Source organism: Syntrophomonas palmitatica JCM 14374 (assembly GCF_001311885.1).
In the GTDB taxonomy this organism is placed as follows: domain Bacteria; phylum Bacillota; class Syntrophomonadia; order Syntrophomonadales; family Syntrophomonadaceae; genus Syntrophomonas_A; species Syntrophomonas_A palmitatica.
Map to the genome: position 1 here is coordinate 99,162 of NZ_BBCE01000004.1, position 19,395 is coordinate 118,556.

Here is a 19,395-nt window from a genome sequence, read left to right on the forward strand (position 1 = left end):
GCAGTTAATTCCTTTTGCCTTCGCTATGGCTGAAGGGCTTAACAATGATTATTTAAGAGAATAGCTTTCCAGGGCAGATGTGACGGCCTCTTGGTCCGCTAGAAACTCGCGTTTTATCAAGCCGACATCTTGCTGATAATATTCATACACCACGTAGTCAGGACCGCTGATTTTAACCTGCAGGCAGTTTTTGAATTCACCTGCCGGAGTGCTGACTTGCGCTTTAAGGCTGACTATTTTACGCTGGTTGCGGTCGTCAGATTTCCAACTGTTGCCGACTTTTATGGGAGTCTGAAGAAAGATTGTATTGTCATTGGGAGTGAAGCCGCCGGCTAAAATATTTTGGGAATCATAGTTTTCGCCCTGAAAATAGACGCGGGTAAGCGCGCTTTTATCAAAAGTGTACACAGAAATACTGGTAGTGCCGCCGTTTGCTTCCCTTACCTGTGCAAAATTGCCTTTTGTGAATAGCACTTCGCGGGTAAATGAGGCAAACTCGTTGCCGCTGCCCTGGTAAGACCATTTGGCTCCTTTATTTAACGGAAAATAATCAACTGGCATAACCGCCGGATTTTTTTCCGAAACTGGCTTGGGAGTGGTTTTAATTTGATCGTTTTTACCGGCCTGCTGTTCACATCCTCCCGTTGCCATTAACAATAAAAGCATTATAATTAATACAAAAGGCTTGTTTCGCTGCAAACCATTACCCCCTGCGGAAAGAATCTTATTAAATTTTAACCAATATGGGGGTTTTTTACCCATAGGAAGGCAAAATTGAAGCGGAGGGAAAAATATGTCCAGGGGAAATCGGGTTTTAAACGGGGTAACTCTGATTGTAGTAATTGCATTTTTTATTTCGGCTTTGTTTTGGCGATTTAACTGGGGCGGATACTTATTTCCGGTTATGGTTTTGGCGGGGATCTGTTTCTTATCTGGTTATCTATTAGCAGACTGGAAAAAACTAAGCCGCAGCGAAAAATGGGCGATTATGCTAAGTATAATTGCCTGGGCGGCAGTAGCTTGCAGCGTAGTGCCTAACTGGGGTTTATTTGCCCGCCTGTTCTAAAAACAATTGTGCATCGTCAGGTTTTACCAGGCCCTTTTCCGTGATAATCCCGGTTAAATACATACCGGGTATTATATCAAAGCCTTCTTCCGGAACCAGAGTATTATTTGAGGAAAATTTAATGGTTTCACCCAGGACATAAACGGGGATGTTTATTTCAAAACCGGCTTTGGCTGCGGCAAGGCTGGGATAGCCGTTTACCAGAGAACCATCTGACAGAACAGCATCCGCTCCCAACAGAACCATATCGGCCTTAGTTATGATATCAGGAATTGAGGTGTCGGGAAACACCTGACAGGGGATGTTGTCCGGCGCAAGTTGTTGGGCAATAAGTTCCCCATATGCTATGTTCTGAAAAGAAGAACAGGACTCTGCCGCCAGCAGGGAATAATATTTCCCCTCTCGCCAGGCTCGCAAAAGACAGGCCGCTATGGCCGAACTATAGCTGCAGGTCAGTATAATCATGTTGGCTGAAATTAGGTTAGCTCCTTGTTCTATAACCTTCAGCCGAGCCTGTTCCATTTCATTTATGCAATCATCGCAAAGATGGACGGCGGTCTGTTGCAAGACAGGCAAGTTGTCAAAAGAGGCAACTTGCTGCAATAGATGGTTGATATAGATGTTCATCGCGTTGCTGATGGATGCCATACTGGGCCGGCAAAGACTCAGTTCGCGCGCAGCTTGAACCATATAAGCCAGGAGTTCTGCCGTACTGCCGGAACAGTTTTGCTGAGCTAGTTGCCGCAGTAACTCCAGGGCTTGGCAGGTAAGCTGAAAGGCCCCATGCTGCCGGTCATTTTTTATTTTTTCAATTCCTGCCGCAAGATTCATTTTACCCTCTCCCAGGCCTCATAGAGACCGGGTACGGTTTGAAAAGTCTTTATTTCTTCCGGTTCTATCCACTTACATTCACTGTGTTCCCAGTCTATTTTTATCTTCCCCGGATGTTTCACGTGAAACCTAAACGGGTGTACTACCCACTTTTTTCCCAGGGTTGCATCTATTACTTCAAAAGGCAGGCCTTCCTTAAGCAGACGTACCTCTGGCTGCGAGAGCCCGGCCTCTTCTTGGATTTCTTGTAAAGCCTGTGTTAAAGGGCTGTGTCCTGGTTCAATGTAGCCGCTGATCCCGGCCCATCTTTGGGTATAAGAGCCCACCTGCCCGCTGCGGCGAAGCAGCAATATTTTACCCTGGTTTTCGAGAAAACACGTTGCCACATGCGTTTCTTCCATTAATGCGATCTCCATTCTATGTTTGCATATCGTAGCTGATGTCGGGCAGCAGCTACTAATCAGTTCGCTCTTTTATATCTGTATATAATCTCCTGGTTTCTTCAGGTTGCTGAAATTTATAATTATCATTTCTCTGCCATCTTTGAAAGTAATATTGAGAAAAGGCGGGGTGGATGAACGCAGGAACAGGGTTACAGCACCACCTTCTTTTAACTTAAAATGACCTTTGGCTATAGGGCCAGTTGCCATACCGTTGGTGCGCATGGAAATAGCGGGCAGCTTTTCCAGAAGCTCAAGCTTTTCTATTTCAGAATATTTTATGGTCAAACCGTAAGCCCCGCTGATTTTAAAACTGTCCTCGCCCAGGCTTATACGCGGCGGCAGTGCTGTCCGGATGATACCACCAAATACGATTACCACGATAAGCAAGCCTATAAGCGTACTGATGCGCGCCGAACGTGAGAGCCCACCGGGAGGGTTAAAGCGCCGGGCTTGAATGGGCATGATAATTAATACAATGATAATGAATACTGCCCAGGAGATTTCTGCTGCCCAGGGCACTCCGGCTTTTTGCAGCAAGAATCCTGCCAGAATAACAGCACTTAACAGGTACAGGTAGTTGCCGATAAATTTCCCGATACCTTTTTGGCGGGCATATTTCTGTTCTTCTGCGGAGGCGGTATTGTATCCTGAGATTAAGCCTTCTCCGCCGAAATACTTGATTAAAGTTCCCAGGCCAATTAGCAGGAATACTATAAACAACGTAACAAACAAATCAACCATTAATCGCAACCTCCTGGAAATAATTATAAATCCCATCTGACAGCGTGTAAAATGTTTCCGATGAAATGAATTACTTGTTAAAATCTGTATAGCTTATGCCAAATAAATTTTATTGGCCTCATTTCTTGTTTTTTCTTCTGGTTATTGCTATAATCGTTGTTGCAGTCTGTAAAAGGACTGATTTTTGATTTATCATGGACCCGGAGAGAGGTGAAAAATTGAAAGAGAAGATACATCCCAAGTACGCTAAGACTCATGCACGCTGTGCTTGCGGCAACGAATTCGAGGTTGGCTCCACCCGTGAGAATATCAAGGTTGAAGTGTGCTCCAAATGCCATCCCTTTTATACTGGTTCTAAAGGCAAAATGGTAGATACTACCGGCCGGGTGGAAAGGTTTAAGAAAAAATACGGTTTACAGTAGGAAAACTAGCAGGGTGCAAGCTCTGCTATTTTTTTCTGATCTATTAAGGAATGGTTTGTATGAGTGACAGAGTGCAATACGGGGGCATGGCGGTAATAGAGGGCGTTATGATGCGGGGAACGGAAAAGGCGGCCCTGGCGGTAAGAAAAACCGATGGCTCCATAGCCCTGGAAGCAGAGCCGCTCAGTCCGTTGCCCCGCCGTTATGCGTTTTTAAAATGGCCCTTTATCAGAGGCACCTATGTGCTCATCAACAGCATGGTGCTGGGAGTACGCATGCTTAATAAATCGGCCAGCCTCTCTTTAGACGCAGAGGAGGAAGAACTCACACCTACGGAAATGTTTTTTACCACCTCGCTGGCCTTGCTGCTGGCTATAGTTCTTTTTATGGCTTTGCCCGCGGGGCTGGTTCATTTTACCAGCCGTTATTTAGGCGGAATCTTTACACAAAACCTGGTTGAGGGCATCATCCGCATCGCTTTCTTTCTGATCTATGTTTATGCTATTTCGCGTTTGCGAGAAATTGAACGGGTTTTTATGTATCATGGCGCCGAACATAAATCCATCTTTACCTATGAAGCGGGCGAGGAGCTAACGGTGGAAAACGCCCGCCGCCATTCCACCCTGCATCCCCGCTGCGGCACCAGCTTTCTTTTGATTGTTATGGTAATATCCATATTGGTTTTCGCTCTGCTGGGAGAAGGCAGCTTGTTTTACCGCCTGTGGACCCGCCTGGCTGTTTTGCCGGTAGTGGCCGGGTTAAGTTATGAATTTCTGAAATATAGCGGAAAATATCACCAAAAGGTCTGGACCAGGGCCCTGATAGCTCCCGGTCTCTATTTACAGAGACTCACCACCCGGGAACCGATGATGACCAGTTGGAGGTGGCCCTGGCCGCTTTAAAGGCTGTTATCCCTGAATGCGAAGGAAAGAAAAACCATCTAACAGAGGGTAAAGAATTTCTCGGTTGTGCCCCTGTTTAAATATTAGTTAGCTTGAAAAAGTCTGTGCAAGTCATAAACGTCTGTGAAGTTTGTGTCTATTTCCCAATAAAGAGGAGGAAGCCGCGTGCTGGAGAAGCTGGCCAGTATAGAAGCTAAATATGAAGAACTTACAGAACTTCTGGGTCAGCCGGAAGTTATAGCTGATCAGAGCAGGCTGCAGAAATATGCCAAAGCCCATTCTGATTTGAGTGAAATTGTCAGCAAATATCGTAATTATAAAGATACCCTGCAGCAGCTTGAAGATACCCGGACCATGCTGCGGGAGGAAACTGATGAAGAATTTCGGCAGATGCTGTTAGATGAGGAACGCAGCCTGCAGGACAAAAAGACCTCCCTGGAAAAGGAAATGCAGGTATTGCTTTTGCCCCGCGACCCTAACGATGATAAAAACGTCATTATGGAAATAAGGGCCGGAACGGGGGGAGAGGAAGCCGCCTTATTCGCCGGGGACTTGTTCCGTATGTACTGCCGTTATGCGGAAAATCAGGGTTGGAAAGTAGATGTAATGGATTCCAATGATACGGACATCGGGGGAATTAAAGAAGTAATCTTTGGAGTAGAAGGTCCGGGCGCTTATAGCAAATTGAAATTTGAATCGGGGGTTCACCGGGTACAGCGTATTCCCAGCACTGAATCCGGGGGGCGTATTCATACCTCGGCTGCCACGGTGGCAGTTTTGCCTGAAGCCGAGGAAGTGGAAATAGATATAGATGCCAACGATTTAAGGGTAGATGTATATTGTTCTAGCGGTCCCGGCGGGCAGTCTGTTAACACTACCCAATCGGCAGTGCGGATTACCCATATTCCCACTGGTTTAGTGGTAACCTGTCAGGATGAGAAATCTCAGCACAAAAATAAAGCCAAGGCTATGCGTGTTTTGAGATCCAGGCTTAAAGAAATCATGGAAGCCGAACAAAACGCTGAAATGGCTGGAACCCGGAAAAGCCAGGTAGGAAGCGGTGATCGCAGCGAACGAATCCGTACTTATAACTTTCCCCAGGGTCGCGTGAGTGACCACCGTATTAACCTGACCTTGCATAAACTGGACACTATACTGCAGGGCAATCTGGATGAAATTATTCAAGCCTTGATTGCCAATGATCAGGCGGAACGATTAAAAAAGGTGGATTAGTTTGACCGCGAATTGGACCATTAAGGAACTGGTGCTGTGGACCACGGCCTATTTTAGCGAAAAGGGCATAAAACAGCCCCGTTTGGAAGCCGAGGTTTTATTAGCCCATGTTTTAGGGTGTGACCGGGTTTATATATACGCGAATTACGATGCCCCGACCAGACAGAATGAACGTGATGTATTTCGCCATTACATTAAACGCAGAGTAAACGGGGAGCCTCTGGCCTATATAACCGGACATCGCGAGTTTATGTCACTGGACTTTACGGTTAATCCCGCTGTGCTTATTCCCCGTCCTGATACGGAAATACTGGTGGAATTCGTAATCAATATAGCACGGAACCAGGATGGAATTAGAATTATTGATGTGGGTACAGGCTCGGGAGCTATTGCTGTCAGTCTGGCCTATTACCTGCCCAGGGCGGAAATCCTGGCTACGGATATAAGCAAGGACGCTTTGGAAATTGCCGAATTCAATGCGAAAAAGCACGGTGTAACGGTGAATTTCCATCAAGGAGATCTGTTAGAACCGTTTAACCATGACGAATTATTTGAACCCTTTGATTATATAGTCGCGAATCTTCCCTATATTACACAAAGCGAATTCACGCAATTGGACAAGGATGTCAGAGATTTTGAACCGGGGCAGGCTTTAGTGGCTCCTGGAGACGGGTTGGATATTTACCGCCGTCTGCTGCAACAAGCTCCGGAATACTTGAAGCCGCAGGGCTGCTTGGCATTTGAAATAGGTGCGGGCCAGGGCGATGCGGCTCGTAAAATGTTTGCCGAAACATACCAGTTGGAACTGATCCCTGATTTAGCTGGCCGTGACCGGGTAATAATCGCCAGGAAGAAGGTTTGAATGCTGGAAACCCGATATATAAAACTTGATGCCCTAAACCCGCAACCAAAGCGGATAGATTTAGCGGCAAATATGCTTAAACAAGGTCAAGTCGTGGCTTTCCCTACTGAAACCGTATATGGCGTTGGGGCTGATGCCTGGTCTGAAAAGGCGGTATTGGAGGTATTTAAGGCCAAGCAGCGCCCAGTTTCCAATCCTTTGCTGGTGCATGTAAGCAATCTGCAGCAGGTCTTGAAGCTGGTTGAGGCTTAACCGAAGATGCCCGGAAATTGATAGATAAATTCTGGCCTGGTCCTCTATCGATTATACTGCCGGCGCGAACTGAACTTCCTGCCGCGGTAACCGGAGGACAGATTGGGGTGGGCCTGCGTATGCCTGATCATAGGGTGGCTCTGGCCTTAATCGAAGCCGCCGGTCCGCTTGCCGCCACCAGCGCCAATCTTTCGGGACGTCCCAGTCCTACTAACGCTCAGCATGTGCGCGAAGATTTAGATGGTAAGATTGCCGCGGTTTTAGATGCCGGACCTACAGGACTTGGTTTGGAATCCAGCATCATAGATCTTTGTAAGGTTCCATACCGTTGGCTGCGGCCGGGAGGGGTCTCGCGGGAACAGGTTCAGGAAGTGTTGGATTGTGAAATCCTGCCTGGCTTGAATGAAAGTGATGATTTGCCTCATTACCAGACTAAATGTCAGGTTATCCTGTCTGAAGATGAAGCTGATTTTCGCATACAGCAGCAGTACTATTTAAAAAAGGGCATGAAAATAATTCTGGTTTATAATAATTATTATCCGGAAAGTAATAAACTTGAAGGAAATATATCTCGTTTCCTGGATTTGAATGGCCGGGATTCAGATTTATATACCCTTTTACGAGATGCGGAAAGACAAGCTGATGTTTTAATTTTTGCTCCCCTGCCCCCCGAAAAAGGAAGTGCGACAGAAGCAGTGCTTGATCGTATCCGCAAGGCTGCCAGGGTTTAAGAAATATTACCAGGTCATTAATTGAGAAACTTGTGTCTTTAATTAACATAAGGAGTTAAGACATTGCAGGAACAATTATTAACCATTATTCTGGTGGCTCTGGTTTTAGGGTTGGATGCCTTTTCGCTGGCTACTGGTATGGGCCTTAAAGGGGTCAGCCGTCGTTTTGAGATGAAATTCTCCTCCACCGTAGGGGTCTTTCATGTTTTAATGCCGCTGGTGGGTTTGGAACTGGGCCTTACTGTAGGGCGCTTTATGGGAGTATGGGCTTCCCGCCTGGGAGCTGTTATCTTGCTCTGCCTGGCGGTGAGCTTTTTTATTAAAGGTTATAAAGAAAGCCGCCCGCAAAGGATAAGTTTCTCAGAATTACATCAGAACTGGAGCAAGGATAGAGAAAGTCCCGAGCAAAATTGGGGCAAAGTAATACTTTTGGCTTTATCTGTAAGCATGGATGCCTTGACAGTAGGTTTCAGTTTGGGTACTTTTAAAATGCCGATTTTAATTTCTGTTGTGATTATGGGCAGTACAGCTGCGCTGATGACAGCGCTTGGTTTTATCGCCGGAAAGTTGGCAAGTCGGCTTATAGGCAGTTATGCCCAAATGACCGGAGGCATTCTGCTCTTTTTATTGGCGATTAAACTGGCATTTTTTTAATTATTTAAGGAATGAGCCAGGATGAATATTCTGATCATATGCAGCGGCAACACCTGCCGCAGCCCTATGGCCCAGGCCCTGTTGACAGATATGCTGAAGAAACGACAGGCCGATATAAAACCAGGAAAAATTACGGTTGCCTCAGCGGGTTTATATGCTGTTGAAGGCGCGCCAGCCGCCAGGGAAGCCATGCAGGTAATGACGGAACAATCCCTGGATTTATCATGGCACAGGTCCCGGCAATTGTGTCAAGATATGCTTGATTGGGCAGACCTGGTGTTAACCATGAACGGTCGTCAGGCGCAGGAGATATATAAATGTTTTCCTGGCTTTAAGGGCATGATTTATACACTGGGCAACTTTGCAGGTCAAGATAATACAGAAGTTAAAGATCCCCTGGGTTGGGGGATATCAGCCTATCGGGAATGTGCGCAGCAATTGCGGGAATTGTTGGAATTAGCTGTGGAACGCATTATACAGGAGTTTGAAATATGAAAATTGCTATAGGCAGTGATCATGCTGGATTTCAATTAAAAGAGGAAATAATTCAGGTTTTACAGGCCGAAAAATACAGTGTTGTTGATTGCGGCTCTTTTTCAGCTGCACCGGTTGACTATCCCGATATTGCGGAACAAGTCGTACAGAAGGTTTTGTCCCAGCGTATTCCTGGGATTCTCATCTGTGGTACGGGCATAGGTATTTCCATTGCCGCCAATAAATTCGCCGGGATTAGAGCTGCATTGTGTCATGACACTTTTTCCGCCCGGCTGGCGCGGGAACATAATGATGCCAATATCTTAGCGATTGGGGCCAGGATCACCGGCCCTGGTTTGGCGGCGGAGATAGTTAAGACTTTTCTTGCAGCTGAGTTTGCCGGGGATCGACACCAAAAACGCTTGGACAAGATATCTCTTATAGAGAATAAGTATATGGAGAGGAGTTAGTAAGTTGGACTATATTGATCAGTACGTGCGAGCCATTGACCCAGAAGTAGCTGATATTATCAACCAGGAAGAATCGAGGCAAAACCATAAACTGGAGCTGATTGCCTCGGAGAATTTCGTATCCCGTGCGGTAATGGCAGCCCAGGGGTGTGTTATGACAAACAAATATGCGGAAGGCTATCCTGGGAAAAGATATTACGGGGGCTGCGAGCATGTAGATAAAGTTGAAGAACTGGCTTTGGAAAGGGCCAAAAAGATATTCGGCTGCGAACATGTCAATGTACAGCCTCATTCCGGCGCTCAGGCCAATACAGCGGTTTATTTTGCCGCGCTCCAGCCAGGGGATACGGTTCTGGGCATGAATCTTAACCACGGGGGACATCTAACCCATGGCAGCAAGGCAAACATATCCGGCAAATATTTTAAATTTGCTGAATATGGAGTCAGTGCCGATACCGAAACCATCGATTATGATGAGGTATTAAAAGCAGCTAAAGAAGTGCGCCCCAAAATGATAGTGGCCGGGGCCAGCGCTTATCCACGGGTAATTGATTTTAAAAAGTTCCGTGAGATAGCCGATGAAGTCGAGGCCTTGCTGTTTGTAGATATGGCTCATATTGCAGGTCTTGTAGCGGCAGGACTCCATCCCAGCCCGGTTCCCCATGCTGATTTTGTAACCACCACCACGCACAAAACTTTAAGAGGTCCGCGCGGGGGCATGATTATGTGCAGGCAAGAATGGGCGCAAAAGATAAACAGCGCTGTCTTTCCCGGGACGCAGGGAGGACCTTTGATGCATGTAATAGCCGCTAAAGCGGTATGTTTAAAGGAAGTCCTTACACCTGAATTTAAAACCTATCAGGAGCAAATAATAAGAAATGCAAGCACCCTGGCCGGGGAACTGGTGTCCAACGGGCTGCGCCTGGTGTCTGGAGGAACCGATAATCATCTCATGCTGGTAGATGTAAGGCCCAAAGGCTTAACCGGCAAAACGGCCGAGTCAGTTTTAGAAAGCGTTAATATTACCACCAATAAAAACACTATTCCTTTTGATCCTGAAAAACCTACCATAACCAGCGGTATTCGCCTGGGAAGTCCGGCTTTGACCAGCCGAGGCTTTAAGGAAGATGACATGAAAGAAGTAGCTCACGCTATTGCCATCGCATTGGACCATCCCGATAATGAAGAAAAACTTAACGATTCCCGGGCAATAGTAGCCAGACTCTGTGCTAAACACCCCCTGTACGGAATATAAGAGAATAGAAAAGCAGTGCAAGTTATATAAAAAGCCAGTAAGTCTGGGTTTATTTTACTAACGGCTGGGAGTAGATGCTCATGGAAATGAAAACCATATCACTGCCGCGTTTAAATCAATTAAACCCCACTTTAGAGTCAACTGCCCTTAAATTAATGGAAGAAGCCGGAGAGCTGGCGCAAGTTATTGGCAAGTACAGGGGTTTGAGCGGGGAAAAAGTGGAACTCGACCAAGAAATGGTTATAAGACAAATAGCTTGTGAGTTGTTGGATGTCGCTCAAACCGCAGTTACCATGATGTTTGTTATGGAGGAACAATTCGGCGTAAATATCGAAAGCGCCCTGCAAGAGCACCGCTCCAAACTCGAACGCAAGGGTTATATATCAGGATAAGCCTTATATTTAAACGAAAAAGCTAAGATTAACAAAGATTTATAGCGCTAAGACCCCTTTAACTACTGGTTGCGTTCTGTCAACCATTATGCGGCCTAAAAAATTATTATTATTAAAAGGATTTATGACCTATCCAATCGAATAAACTATACTTGTTGGGAAAAAACTATGCACATTAGACGATGATAACCTTAAAATCCTGGTTTTCGTGAATTTATTGGCGTATTGTAATTTTATATATACGAAAAAAGGATTTTGCCTGTTTATGACGAATAGAAAACAGGGGGTAAAACGCAGTCGAGCAACTGCGTATGATTATGGCAGAAAAAAAGAAGAAACATTGGGCAAAGGCCTTGGCTGACGCCACCAATATGGTTACTACCTTTGCAGCAGCGGTGGCGCTTTGTGGTTATGTCGGATACTGGCTCGACCAAAAACTTAACCACCAGGATTACTGGATGACCGTAATTGGAATATTACTAGGTCTGGCTACAGGAATTAAGAGTTTATGGGATAAGATGCAGCAATCCAAACCGACCATCACGAAAAATACCGATAATGAAAACAATTAATTTTGCGAAACCAACCAGAGCTGGCAGGGCGAGCTTTGGTTTGTATTTTTTAAAATCAGCCCGGTTAACGGAGCGGACAAACAGTACTTCAAAATCCACTCAGGAGGGGGGGAAAAAGACAAATGACTTTTGGCATGTGGGATGGTACACTATTTTATCTCGGTCCGATTCCGGTAGACCATCTAGTAGTTACGGAGTGGGTGTTGATTGCCCTGATCGGCATTATTTCTTTTAGTGCCACTCGTAATATGCAGGTGGTTCCACAGGGACTGCAAAACGCCTTTGAGGCCATAATTATCTGGACCTATGACTTTTTTACGCAGTTGATGGAAGAAGAACACGTTGCCAAGAAGTGGGCTCCCTTGCTCACCTCATATTTCCTGTTTATCCTATTCAGCAATTACAGCGGTTTAATCCCTGGTGCCGCGTCCATACAAGGTTTCCAACCACCCACCAGCAACTGGAACGTGACCATGACTCTGGCTTTGATCACGTTCTTTTCTGTTCATGTAGCTGGTTTCAGTGAACATGGAGGCCATTATCTCGGGCACTTTATTAGTCCAAGCCCATTAATGTTACCACTTAATTTGGTAGAAGAGGTGGCGCACCCGCTGTCCCTTACTTTCCGTCTATTTGGTAATATCTTTGGGGAGGAGACGGTTCTGGGCTTTTTGCTGTTCCTGGCGCCATTCTTGGTCCCAAGTGCCATTATGGGATTGAGTATACTTCTTGGTGCTATCCAGGCAATAGTGTTTACAATCCTGTCTGCAAGCTATATTGGCGCAGCAGCGGGAGCAGGTCATTAATAACCAAAATAATTTAAGCTCAAGGTATACACCATTTGAGCATGAAAGGAGGGAAAAGGATGGGCATCGCATTGGGCGCTGGTCTGGCTGTATCTATCGCTGGTATCGGTGGTGGTATAGGAATGGGTGTTGCCGGCGGCAAAGCTTTTGAAGCTATTGCACGGCAGCCTGAGGTTGGAGGAGATGTAAGAACCCTGCTCTTCATCACCCTGGCATTTATTGAAACCCTGACGATTTATGGTCTGGTTATTGCATTCATGCTGGTTGGTAAAGTAAAATAATTTACCTTATCCAAGATTTCGGGCGATAGAGCGGGTTTTATATACAAACTGAATATGCTCTATCGCCCCTTTTACTATTTGCACTTAGATTGGAGGTAGCAGATCCGTGACGAAAAACAAAAGGTTCTATATTGGGGTACTCCTTTTGACAATGGTCATGATCATGGGTTTTGCCACCTTCTGCATGGCTTCGGAAGGGCACGCTATGCCTTTGCATCAGCCCACAGGCGAGACTCCGCAATTTGGTAACTGGTTTGTAGTCGGTTGGACAGCGGTAAACTTCTTTGTTTTGCTTGCACTTATGTACAAGTTTGCTTATGGACCGATTAACGCCATGCTGGAACAGCGCAGCAATACCATTGAGAGTTCTCTGAAACATGCGGAAGAAGTAAAGACCGAAGTTGAACAGATGAGAAAGGAAACCCAAACCAACCTGGCAGAATCCCGCAAAGAAGCCCAGGAAATTGTGGCCCGGGCTACTAAAGCTGCTGACGATGCCAAGAACGAAATTATCAACAAAGCCAAGGAAGATGCCAGCAATATCAAAGCTAAAGCCGAAGCTGAAATCAAGGCTGCAACCGAACAGGCCAAGATGGAGCTGAAAGACACCGCAGCCTCTCTGGCTCTTATTGCGGCTGAAAGAGTTCTCGGTCGTGCTATTACCGAGGATGACCACAAGAATATGGTCAAGCAGTTTGTTAATGAGGCGGGCGATCTATTATGTTAAATAGAAGCGTCGCTAGGCGCTATGCGGAAGCTTTCTTCAGCATTGCCCGGGACAATAACAAAATAGATGAGTTCCAACAGGAACTGGAAAAGGTTGTTGCCACAATTAAGGAAGTTGATAACCTGGAAGATTACCTGTCGCACTTGCTGGTTCCGGCCAAGGAGAAAAAAGACGTAATTAACAAGGTATTTGCAGGTCACATCTCACCGCTAACCATGAATTTTATTATGATGGTTATCGATAAGCGCCGGGAGACCTATTTGGAAGTAATAACTGAAGAATACAAGGAAATGGCCGATGAATCCAGGAATATCACTAAAGCTGAATTAGTGGCCGCCAAGGAAGTGCCGGAGGAAGAAGTGAAGACTCTGGCCGAAAAACTTTCAGCATCTTCGGGCAAAACGGTTAAATTGCAGGTTAAAGTAGATCCAGCTCTTATTGGCGGGGTAAAGATACGCATGGGAGACCGGATCATCGACGGAAGTGTAGCCAAGAAGCTGGAAATGCTCAAAACACAGCTCAAACAAGCGAAGATAGGATAGGGGTGAAGAGATAAATGAGTATCAGACCGGAAGAGATTAGCGCCATTCTCAAACAGCAAATTGAGCGCTACCAATCCGAGGTCGAAGTCAGCAACGTAGGCTCAGTCATTTACGTAGGTGACGGTATCGCCCGCGTATATGGACTACAGGGTGCTATGCTGGTGAGCTTCTTGAATTTACAGGTGGAACCTTCGGTATGGTTCTCAACCTGGAAGAAGACAACGTAGGCGCCGTGCTCTTCGGTGAATACAGCCATATTAAAGAAGGTGACGTGGTTAAAGCGACCGGAAGAATCATGGAAGTCCCGACCGGAAGAGCTTTGCTGGGCCGTGTGGTTAACGCTCTGGGCCAGCCCATTGATGGCAAGGGACCTATAAACACCACTACCTTCAGACCGATAGAGAAAGTGGCCCATGGTGTTGTTACTCGTGAATCGGTTAATACGCCGATGCAGACCGGACTTAAATGTATTGACTCGATGGTTCCCATTGGACGGGGCCAGCGCGAGTTAATCATCGGCGACCGCCAGGTTGGTAAGACCGCTGTGGCTATCGACGCCATTATCAATCAGAGAGACAAAAAAGACATGATCTGTGTCTATGTCGCCATCGGACAGAAGCAGGCCGCTATAGCAGGCATCGCTGCCAAACTGGAAGAAATGGGCGCCATGGATTATACCATTATAGTTGCCGCTACCGCTTCCGAAGCCGCGCCATTGCTGTACATCGCGCCTTATGCCGGTGTTGCTATGGCTGAAGAGTTCATGGAAAGCGAAGGCGCTGATGTATTAATAATTTATGATGACCTCTCCAAACAGGCTGTTGCTTATCGCGAAATGTCGCTGCTGCTCCGCCGTCCTCCCGGACGTGAAGCCTATCCTGGCGACGTTTTCTATCTGCATTCCCGCCTGCTGGAAAGAGGCTGCAAACTCAACAAGAAGATGGGCGGAGGTTCAATAACCGCGCTGCCTATAATTGAAACCCAGGCCGGTGACGTTTCCGCGTACATTCCGACCAACGTTATTTCGATTACCGATGGCCAGATATACCTGGAAACCGACCTTTTCAATGCCGGTCAGCGCCCGGCCATCAACGCCGGTCTGTCAGTCAGCCGCGTGGGCGGCGCCGCTCAGACCAAAGCTATGAAATCCGTTGCTGGTCAGCTCCGCCTGGATCTGGCTCAGTATCGTGAACTGGCAGCTTTCGCACAGTTCGGCTCCGATTTGGACAAAGCTACCCTGGCCCGCCTGACTCGTGGTGAACGCGTTACTGAAATCCTCAAACAAGGCCAGTATGAACCCATGAAGATGGAAGAACAGGTAGTAGTTATTTACTCTGGTGTTAATGGATATCTTGATGACATCCCCAGAGAAAAAGTGAAGGAATTCGAAACCGATTTCCTGAAATTTATGCGCAGCGCTAATGCTGATGTATTAGCCGCAATCAGAGACACAGGCAAAATGGATGATGCTGTAGAGCAGAAGCTTATAAAGGCCATCAACGAATTTAAATCCACTTTCGCGGTTTAGGTGGTGAATTAGATGGCAGGAGCAGGTGTAAGAGAATACAAGCGTAGAATTCGCAGTGTTAAGAGTACACAGCAGATCACCAAAGCCATGAAAATGGTGGCGGCAGCCAAATTGCGCCGTGCTCAGGAACATGCGGAGGCCTCCAGACCCTATACTGAAACATTGCAAGGAACTCTGGCGCGCCTGGCAGCGGTATCGTTTGATGTGAGACATCCCCTGCTGGAAAAGCGGGAAGATGTACGCAAGGTTGGTTATATTGTAGTAACCTCCGACCGTGGGCTGTGCGGCGGTTATAATACCAATATTATCCGCACTGCCAATATGGCTATAGCTGAAGATGAGCGCAAGATTCCTGAAGGCATAATTGCAGTCGGGCGCAAAGCTCGTGATTTCTACCGCAAAAAGGGCAATGTCGACGCTGAGTTTGTAAATTTGGGTGACAATGTCAGCTACGCGGACGCCAGAGAAATTGCGCAATATGTAATGAATGCCTATGAAAACAGGAACTGGACGAGGTTTATTTGGTATATGCCAAGTTTATAAATGTTCTTCGGCAGGTGCCAACAGTGGTAAAAGTGCTGCCTTTGGAGACTCCAAAGGAGGAAGAAGCAGAAAAAGATTCCGAACGGGTTATTGACTATATCTATGAACCCAGTGCAGAAGAGATTTTGCTCACCCTGCTTCCTAAATATGTCGGCAGCCAGATTTACCATGCTATGCTGGAAGGAAAAGCCAGCGAATTTGGCGCCCGCATGACCGCCATGGGCAATGCGACTGAGAATGCTAAAGAGCTGATTAACAACCTGACTATGGTTATGAACAAAGTCAGACAGGCAGCTATTACCGATGAGATTCTCGATATCGTGGGCGGCGCCGAAGCGCTGAAGAAATAGTCCAGTCTTTTGAATGAGCCGAAGCTCTAAATAAAGGAGGAAAGTAGAGAATGGCGAACGTGACTTATGGAGAGGTAGTCCAGGTCATAGGCGCGGTTGTTGACATCCGCTTCAAGCCTGGTGAACTGCCTGACCTGTTAAACGCTATTACCATAAAGTCAGCTGACCAGGATGCTGGTGCTAGATGTGCTGAAGGTCTAGATATTACTTTGGAAGCTATGCAGCTTCTTGGCAACGATGTTGTCAGATGCGTGGCCTTGTCACCTACTGACGGCGTATCCCGCGGCATGAAAGCCACCAATACCGGTGCAGCTATTAAAATACCGGTTGGCGAAGGATGCCTGGGCAGAATTTTGAATGTGCTGGGACAACCAGTGGATGAAGGCGGACCGGTTGACGCTGCTGACTATTGGGAAATTCACCGTCGCCCCCCGGCATTGGTAGACCAGATTCCGGCAACCCAGCAGCTTGAAACCGGTATCAAAGTTGCCGACTTGATTTGCCCCTATGCTAAGGGTGGTAAGATTGGTCTGTTCGGCGGCGCCGGTGTTGGCAAAACCGTTATTATCCAGGAGCTGATCAGAAACATCGCTTATGAGCATGGCGGATATTCTGTGTTCACCGGCGTGGGTGAGAGAACCCGCGAAGGCAATGACCTCTGGGGTGAAATGACCGAGTCCGGCGTTATTTCCAAATGCGCCTTGATTTTCGGACAGATGAACGAACCGCCTGGAGCCCGCCTGCGCGTTGGTATAACCGGTATGACCGTTGCTGAGTATTTCCGTGATTTCTCGGGATTGGACGTTTTGATATTCATTGATAATATATTCCGTTTCGCTCAGGCCGGTAACGAAGTGTCGGCTCTGCTGGGCCGCATGCCTTCCGCCGTTGGTTATCAGCCGACCCTGGCAACCGACATGGGCTACCTGCAGGAACGTATTACCACTACTCGTAAGGGTTCAATAACCTCAGCCCAGGCCGTTTATGTTCCGGCTGACGACCTGACCGACCCCGCCCCGGCAACGACATTTGCTCACTTGGATGCTACCACGGTTTTGGCGCGGTCAATAGCTGAGCTGGGAATTTATCCTGCGGTTGATCCGCTGGATTCCACTTCTCGTATACTTGATCCGCAGGTTGTGGGTGACAAGCACTATAAGACAGCCCGCGGCGTACAGCAGATACTGCAGAGATATAAGGAACTGCAGGACATCATCGCTATTCTGGGTATGGATGAATTGAGCGACGAGGATAAATTAGTCGTAGCCAGAGCCAGAAAGATTCAGCGCTTCCTGTCTCAGCCCTTCCACGTTGCTGAACAGTTTACCGGTCAGGCTGGCATTTATGTACCAGTGGCCGAAACGGTTGAATCCTTTGCCCAGGTATTGGAAGGCAAACATGACGCACTGCCTGAAGCGGCATTCTATATGGTTGGCAACGTTGACGGAGCCATTGCCAAAGCCAAGAGACTGGAGGCGTAGCCTATGGCAGACAACACCTTCATGGTAGAGATAGTGACACCGGAAGAGATCCTGTTCAGAGATGAGGTTCAATTTCTGGTTGCTCCCGGTACCGAAGGTGAGCTGGGTATACTGCGTAATCATGCCCCTCTGGTTGGAGCGTTAAAAATTGGGGTCCTACGCTACAAAGATCAAAACGGTACCCAGAAGAAGATGGCTGTAAGCGGTGGCTTTATGGAAGTTGTGGATAATGTAGCCCGGGTTCTGGCCGAGACTGCGGAGCATGGTGAAGATATTGATATTCTTCGTGCCAAGGCAGCCAGGGAAAGAGCCGAAAAAAGGCTGCAGGCCCGCGATGAAACCATTAATGCTCTCAGAGCCGAAATGGCACTGAAAAGAGCTATCGCACGATTAAAGGCAGCGGGAGTAGAATAAACAAAATTAACAAATTCCAGCCGAAGGAGTTATTGACTCCTTCCGGCTTTGGAATTGGTATAGATAGAGATACATAACCGTATAAATATAATATGGTTGGATTTGGGGAGTTATTGAGGTTGGCAAAATGAAAAATGAACTGCTAAAGTATTTGATCATCGTTACGTTGGTCTATTACTTGCTGAAAGGTTTGATATATCTTTTATTGTGGCAGACGACCAAACGTGTCGAGCAAAGAGCTTTGGAAGCAAAAAGGAAAGAGAAAGAAAAACGCGATATAGCCAACCAGATTTGGGAAGACGAAGATAAATAATTAAATTCAAAAATAGCTGCTTGGAGGGACAATAATGAAAACCTTATTTTTAGTCCTGGTGATAGTGGTATTATCAGCGAGCCTCTTATTTGCCATGATAATATGGCGTCAAACGATCAGTTTTCAGGAAAAAGCAGCTATGGCCAAGGAAAGACAGGAAGAATATATCAGACTGTTAAAATTGGAGAGAGAAGAAAAACAAAAACAGGAACAAGAAATGGAAAACCAAGACGCATCGGAAACAAAAGAAATATAAGATTTTAATATTGACAACCACACCCGGGTGAACCCCGGGTTTTTATTTTCTGCCTTCGGAATATTTGCCTATTAAGGCGGCAAGAATTTTAACATGTAAAAACGGGGGAGAGAAAATGAAAAAGGTCATTTATTATATTCTGTTTTTTATTTTTATTTGTTTAATTGGCAATGTTTATATACAAAGACAACTTGAACTTCAGTCACCATATTCCCTATCATTTGCATCCATCGGTGCAATTTCTCTCGAATCACGTCTGGATTGCTGGGCTAAACTAAATACAGAATCAACGGTGACAGAACTCAGGCAGGAAATGAAAAAAATACTGTCCTGTCTCCAATTGCCCATAAATACTGGATCAATACAAACCAAAAAAGAAGGAATCATTAATACGGTTCAGTACAATATTGCACATAAAAAAGCCCATTATTATATTTGCTTAAAGTCGGATCCAGTTTTAAAAGAAACCCACTATGTTATCACTGTTAAATCAACGGCCCGCGAATTTCAAGCAAGAAACATCGAAGAAAAATTGAATGGTCACCCTGGATTAAAATGGCAATATTATTTTTTGCGCAGCGGACGGTTAAAAGAAAAAATTGGCACTGATTCTTACTTAACCGTATTATCAGCTATACTTAAAAAATTTAAAGCGAGTGATGTTAAACAATACAGCCAGGGCCAAATGATGGTAGTAACCGCTTACAGCCCTGTAATAGGCACCGATGCTCTGGATATAGGGGGCAGCAAATGCAACCTTCAAGCTGCCGTACGTACAGATGAAATAGAACATAAAACCTATATATATATTGGCTCTCCTTTAATAATTGCAGATTATTAGTCTGTTGTTTACG

Annotated in this window: 25 protein-coding genes and 3 pseudogenes; 24 read left to right on the top strand and 4 right to left on the bottom strand. The window is 46.3% G+C overall.

The genetic code is table 11. The annotated features are described in order from the left end of the window. Nucleotides 1-48 precede the first annotated feature (48 nt). On the bottom strand, nt 49-699 hold the full coding sequence (locus JCM14374_RS03525; RefSeq protein WP_054693535.1) for a hypothetical protein: 651 nt from the start codon (nt 697-699) through the stop codon (nt 49-51). A gap of 94 nt (nt 700-793) precedes the next feature. Here JCM14374_RS03525 and JCM14374_RS03530 point away from each other — a divergent pair, with 94 nt between their 5' ends. After that, the gene (locus JCM14374_RS03530) at nt 794-1,066 is read left to right on the top strand and encodes a hypothetical protein (protein WP_054693538.1); all 273 of its coding nucleotides are present in this window, start codon (nt 794-796) and stop codon (nt 1,064-1,066) included. Here JCM14374_RS03530 and JCM14374_RS03535 read toward each other — a convergent pair. The 3 genes from JCM14374_RS03535 to JCM14374_RS03545 are packed head-to-tail and all read right to left on the bottom strand — an operon-like array spanning nt 1,046 to nt 3,081. Next, entirely contained in the window at nt 1,046-1,897 is an 852-nt protein-coding gene (locus JCM14374_RS03535; protein WP_054693541.1) for an eIF2B alpha/beta/delta subunit family protein, read from the bottom strand. The genes JCM14374_RS03530 and JCM14374_RS03535 overlap by 21 nt on opposite strands. Next, nucleotides 1,894-2,313 carry an NUDIX domain-containing protein gene (locus JCM14374_RS03540; protein WP_242848804.1) on the bottom strand — a complete coding sequence of 140 codons (420 nt, stop codon included), beginning with the start codon at nt 2,311-2,313 and terminating at the stop codon, nt 1,894-1,896. The genes JCM14374_RS03535 and JCM14374_RS03540 overlap by 4 nt, the downstream gene beginning before the upstream one ends. A gap of 57 nt (nt 2,314-2,370) precedes the next feature. Then, nucleotides 2,371-3,081, bottom strand: a complete 711-nt coding sequence (locus tag JCM14374_RS03545; RefSeq protein ID WP_054693546.1) for a DUF3784 domain-containing protein — start codon at nt 3,079-3,081, stop codon at nt 2,371-2,373. A gap of 218 nt (nt 3,082-3,299) precedes the next feature. Here JCM14374_RS03545 and rpmE point away from each other — a divergent pair, with 218 nt between their 5' ends. The 23 genes and pseudogenes from rpmE to JCM14374_RS03660 all read left to right on the top strand — a co-directional run bounded on the left by rpmE (nt 3,300) and on the right by JCM14374_RS03660 (nt 19,382). After that, nucleotides 3,300-3,503, top strand: coding sequence for a 50S ribosomal protein L31 (gene rpmE, locus JCM14374_RS03550; protein ID WP_054693549.1), 204 nt, complete (start codon nt 3,300-3,302; stop codon nt 3,501-3,503). Nucleotides 3,504-3,562: 59 nt separating this feature from the next. Further along, nucleotides 3,563-4,405, top strand: coding sequence for a DUF1385 domain-containing protein (locus JCM14374_RS03555; RefSeq protein WP_369397284.1), 843 nt, complete (start codon nt 3,563-3,565; stop codon nt 4,403-4,405). A gap of 165 nt (nt 4,406-4,570) precedes the next feature. Further along, nucleotides 4,571-5,638, top strand: coding sequence for a peptide chain release factor 1 (gene prfA / locus JCM14374_RS03560; RefSeq protein ID WP_054693552.1), 1,068 nt, complete (start codon nt 4,571-4,573; stop codon nt 5,636-5,638). 1 nt (nt 5,639) lies between these two features. Beyond that, nucleotides 5,640-6,500 (top strand): peptide chain release factor N(5)-glutamine methyltransferase, encoded by an 861-nt coding sequence (gene prmC, locus JCM14374_RS03565; RefSeq protein WP_054693555.1) that lies wholly within the window; start codon nt 5,640-5,642, stop codon nt 6,498-6,500. Beyond that, entirely contained in the window at nt 6,501-6,752 is a 252-nt protein-coding gene (locus JCM14374_RS15130; protein WP_054693558.1) for an L-threonylcarbamoyladenylate synthase, read from the top strand. Nucleotides 6,753-6,763: 11 nt separating this feature from the next. After that, nucleotides 6,764-7,483, top strand: a pseudogene (locus JCM14374_RS16035) (L-threonylcarbamoyladenylate synthase); the annotation flags it as partial. A gap of 63 nt (nt 7,484-7,546) precedes the next feature. Next, nucleotides 7,547-8,137 (top strand): manganese efflux pump MntP, encoded by a 591-nt coding sequence (locus tag JCM14374_RS03580; protein WP_054693564.1) that lies wholly within the window; start codon nt 7,547-7,549, stop codon nt 8,135-8,137. A 21-nt stretch (nt 8,138-8,158) separates the two neighbouring features. Beyond that, the gene (locus tag JCM14374_RS03585) at nt 8,159-8,632 is read left to right on the top strand and encodes a low molecular weight protein arginine phosphatase (RefSeq protein WP_054693567.1); all 474 of its coding nucleotides are present in this window, start codon (nt 8,159-8,161) and stop codon (nt 8,630-8,632) included. Next, nucleotides 8,629-9,081 (top strand): ribose 5-phosphate isomerase B, encoded by a 453-nt coding sequence (gene rpiB / locus JCM14374_RS03590; protein WP_054693570.1) that lies wholly within the window; start codon nt 8,629-8,631, stop codon nt 9,079-9,081. Before JCM14374_RS03585 ends, rpiB begins: the two co-directional genes overlap by 4 nt. 4 nt (nt 9,082-9,085) lie before the next feature. Then, nucleotides 9,086-10,336, top strand: a complete 1,251-nt coding sequence (gene glyA, locus JCM14374_RS03595; protein ID WP_054693573.1) for a serine hydroxymethyltransferase — start codon at nt 9,086-9,088, stop codon at nt 10,334-10,336. 80 nt (nt 10,337-10,416) lie between these two features. Then, on the top strand, nt 10,417-10,728 hold the full coding sequence (locus JCM14374_RS03600) for a MazG-like family protein (protein ID WP_054693576.1): 312 nt from the start codon (nt 10,417-10,419) through the stop codon (nt 10,726-10,728). 317 nt (nt 10,729-11,045) lie between these two features. Continuing rightward, nucleotides 11,046-11,300, top strand: a complete 255-nt coding sequence (locus JCM14374_RS03605) for an AtpZ/AtpI family protein (RefSeq protein ID WP_172674141.1) — start codon at nt 11,046-11,048, stop codon at nt 11,298-11,300. A gap of 122 nt (nt 11,301-11,422) precedes the next feature. After that, nucleotides 11,423-12,106 carry a F0F1 ATP synthase subunit A gene (gene atpB / locus JCM14374_RS03610; protein ID WP_054693581.1) on the top strand — a complete coding sequence of 228 codons (684 nt, stop codon included), beginning with the start codon at nt 11,423-11,425 and terminating at the stop codon, nt 12,104-12,106. A 59-nt stretch (nt 12,107-12,165) separates the two neighbouring features. Continuing rightward, nucleotides 12,166-12,387 (top strand): ATP synthase F0 subunit C, encoded by a 222-nt coding sequence (gene atpE, locus JCM14374_RS03615; RefSeq protein WP_157048938.1) that lies wholly within the window; start codon nt 12,166-12,168, stop codon nt 12,385-12,387. A 106-nt stretch (nt 12,388-12,493) separates the two neighbouring features. Next, nucleotides 12,494-13,114 carry a F0F1 ATP synthase subunit B gene (gene atpF / locus JCM14374_RS03620; protein ID WP_242848805.1) on the top strand — a complete coding sequence of 207 codons (621 nt, stop codon included), beginning with the start codon at nt 12,494-12,496 and terminating at the stop codon, nt 13,112-13,114. Continuing rightward, on the top strand, nt 13,108-13,656 hold the full coding sequence (locus tag JCM14374_RS03625; protein WP_054693584.1) for a F0F1 ATP synthase subunit delta: 549 nt from the start codon (nt 13,108-13,110) through the stop codon (nt 13,654-13,656). The genes atpF and JCM14374_RS03625 overlap by 7 nt, the downstream gene beginning before the upstream one ends. Before the next feature lie 14 nt (nt 13,657-13,670). After that, a pseudogene (atpA, locus tag JCM14374_RS03630) lies at nt 13,671-15,184 on the top strand (F0F1 ATP synthase subunit alpha). Between the two features lie 12 nt (nt 15,185-15,196). Further along, a pseudogene (gene atpG / locus JCM14374_RS03635) lies at nt 15,197-16,077 on the top strand (ATP synthase F1 subunit gamma). A gap of 50 nt (nt 16,078-16,127) precedes the next feature. Continuing rightward, the gene (atpD, locus tag JCM14374_RS03640) at nt 16,128-17,558 is read left to right on the top strand and encodes a F0F1 ATP synthase subunit beta (protein ID WP_054693587.1); all 1,431 of its coding nucleotides are present in this window, start codon (nt 16,128-16,130) and stop codon (nt 17,556-17,558) included. Between the two features lie 3 nt (nt 17,559-17,561). Beyond that, on the top strand, nt 17,562-17,972 hold the full coding sequence (locus JCM14374_RS03645; RefSeq protein ID WP_054693590.1) for a F0F1 ATP synthase subunit epsilon: 411 nt from the start codon (nt 17,562-17,564) through the stop codon (nt 17,970-17,972). 127 nt (nt 17,973-18,099) lie between these two features. Beyond that, the gene (locus tag JCM14374_RS03650) at nt 18,100-18,285 is read left to right on the top strand and encodes a hypothetical protein (RefSeq protein WP_054693593.1); all 186 of its coding nucleotides are present in this window, start codon (nt 18,100-18,102) and stop codon (nt 18,283-18,285) included. Nucleotides 18,286-18,319: 34 nt separating this feature from the next. Then, entirely contained in the window at nt 18,320-18,541 is a 222-nt protein-coding gene (locus JCM14374_RS03655) for a hypothetical protein (protein ID WP_054693596.1), read from the top strand. A gap of 115 nt (nt 18,542-18,656) precedes the next feature. After that, complete coding sequence (locus JCM14374_RS03660; protein ID WP_054693598.1) at nt 18,657-19,382, top strand: YwmB family TATA-box binding protein; 726 nt, start codon at nt 18,657-18,659, stop codon at nt 19,380-19,382. Nucleotides 19,383-19,395: the final 13 nt, after the last annotated feature.

What these genes read in the sequence shown, in the direction of transcription:
- JCM14374_RS03530 (WP_054693538.1), top strand. Translation starts at nt 794, where the DNA reads ATGTCCAGGGGAAATCGGGTTTTAAACGGGGTAACTCTGATTGTAGTA.
- JCM14374_RS03535 (WP_054693541.1), bottom strand. Translation starts at nt 1,897, where the DNA reads ATGAATCTTGCGGCAGGAATTGAAAAAATAAAAAATGACCGGCAGCAT.
- JCM14374_RS03540 (WP_242848804.1), bottom strand. Translation starts at nt 2,313, where the DNA reads ATGGAGATCGCATTAATGGAAGAAACGCATGTGGCAACGTGTTTTCTC.
- JCM14374_RS03545 (WP_054693546.1), bottom strand. Translation starts at nt 3,081, where the DNA reads ATGGTTGATTTGTTTGTTACGTTGTTTATAGTATTCCTGCTAATTGGC.
- JCM14374_RS03555 (WP_369397284.1), top strand. Translation starts at nt 3,563, where the DNA reads ATGAGTGACAGAGTGCAATACGGGGGCATGGCGGTAATAGAGGGCGTT.
- JCM14374_RS15130 (WP_054693558.1), top strand. Translation starts at nt 6,501, where the DNA reads ATGCTGGAAACCCGATATATAAAACTTGATGCCCTAAACCCGCAACCA.
- JCM14374_RS03585 (WP_054693567.1), top strand. Translation starts at nt 8,159, where the DNA reads ATGAATATTCTGATCATATGCAGCGGCAACACCTGCCGCAGCCCTATG.
- rpiB (WP_054693570.1), top strand. Translation starts at nt 8,629, where the DNA reads ATGAAAATTGCTATAGGCAGTGATCATGCTGGATTTCAATTAAAAGAG.
- JCM14374_RS03600 (WP_054693576.1), top strand. Translation starts at nt 10,417, where the DNA reads ATGGAAATGAAAACCATATCACTGCCGCGTTTAAATCAATTAAACCCC.
- JCM14374_RS03605 (WP_172674141.1), top strand. Translation starts at nt 11,046, where the DNA reads ATGGCAGAAAAAAAGAAGAAACATTGGGCAAAGGCCTTGGCTGACGCC.
- atpB (WP_054693581.1), top strand. Translation starts at nt 11,423, where the DNA reads ATGACTTTTGGCATGTGGGATGGTACACTATTTTATCTCGGTCCGATT.
- atpE (WP_157048938.1), top strand. Translation starts at nt 12,166, where the DNA reads ATGGGCATCGCATTGGGCGCTGGTCTGGCTGTATCTATCGCTGGTATC.
- JCM14374_RS03625 (WP_054693584.1), top strand. Translation starts at nt 13,108, where the DNA reads ATGTTAAATAGAAGCGTCGCTAGGCGCTATGCGGAAGCTTTCTTCAGC.
- atpD (WP_054693587.1), top strand. Translation starts at nt 16,128, where the DNA reads ATGGCGAACGTGACTTATGGAGAGGTAGTCCAGGTCATAGGCGCGGTT.
- JCM14374_RS03645 (WP_054693590.1), top strand. Translation starts at nt 17,562, where the DNA reads ATGGCAGACAACACCTTCATGGTAGAGATAGTGACACCGGAAGAGATC.
- JCM14374_RS03650 (WP_054693593.1), top strand. Translation starts at nt 18,100, where the DNA reads ATGAAAAATGAACTGCTAAAGTATTTGATCATCGTTACGTTGGTCTAT.
- JCM14374_RS03655 (WP_054693596.1), top strand. Translation starts at nt 18,320, where the DNA reads ATGAAAACCTTATTTTTAGTCCTGGTGATAGTGGTATTATCAGCGAGC.
- JCM14374_RS03660 (WP_054693598.1), top strand. Translation starts at nt 18,657, where the DNA reads ATGAAAAAGGTCATTTATTATATTCTGTTTTTTATTTTTATTTGTTTA.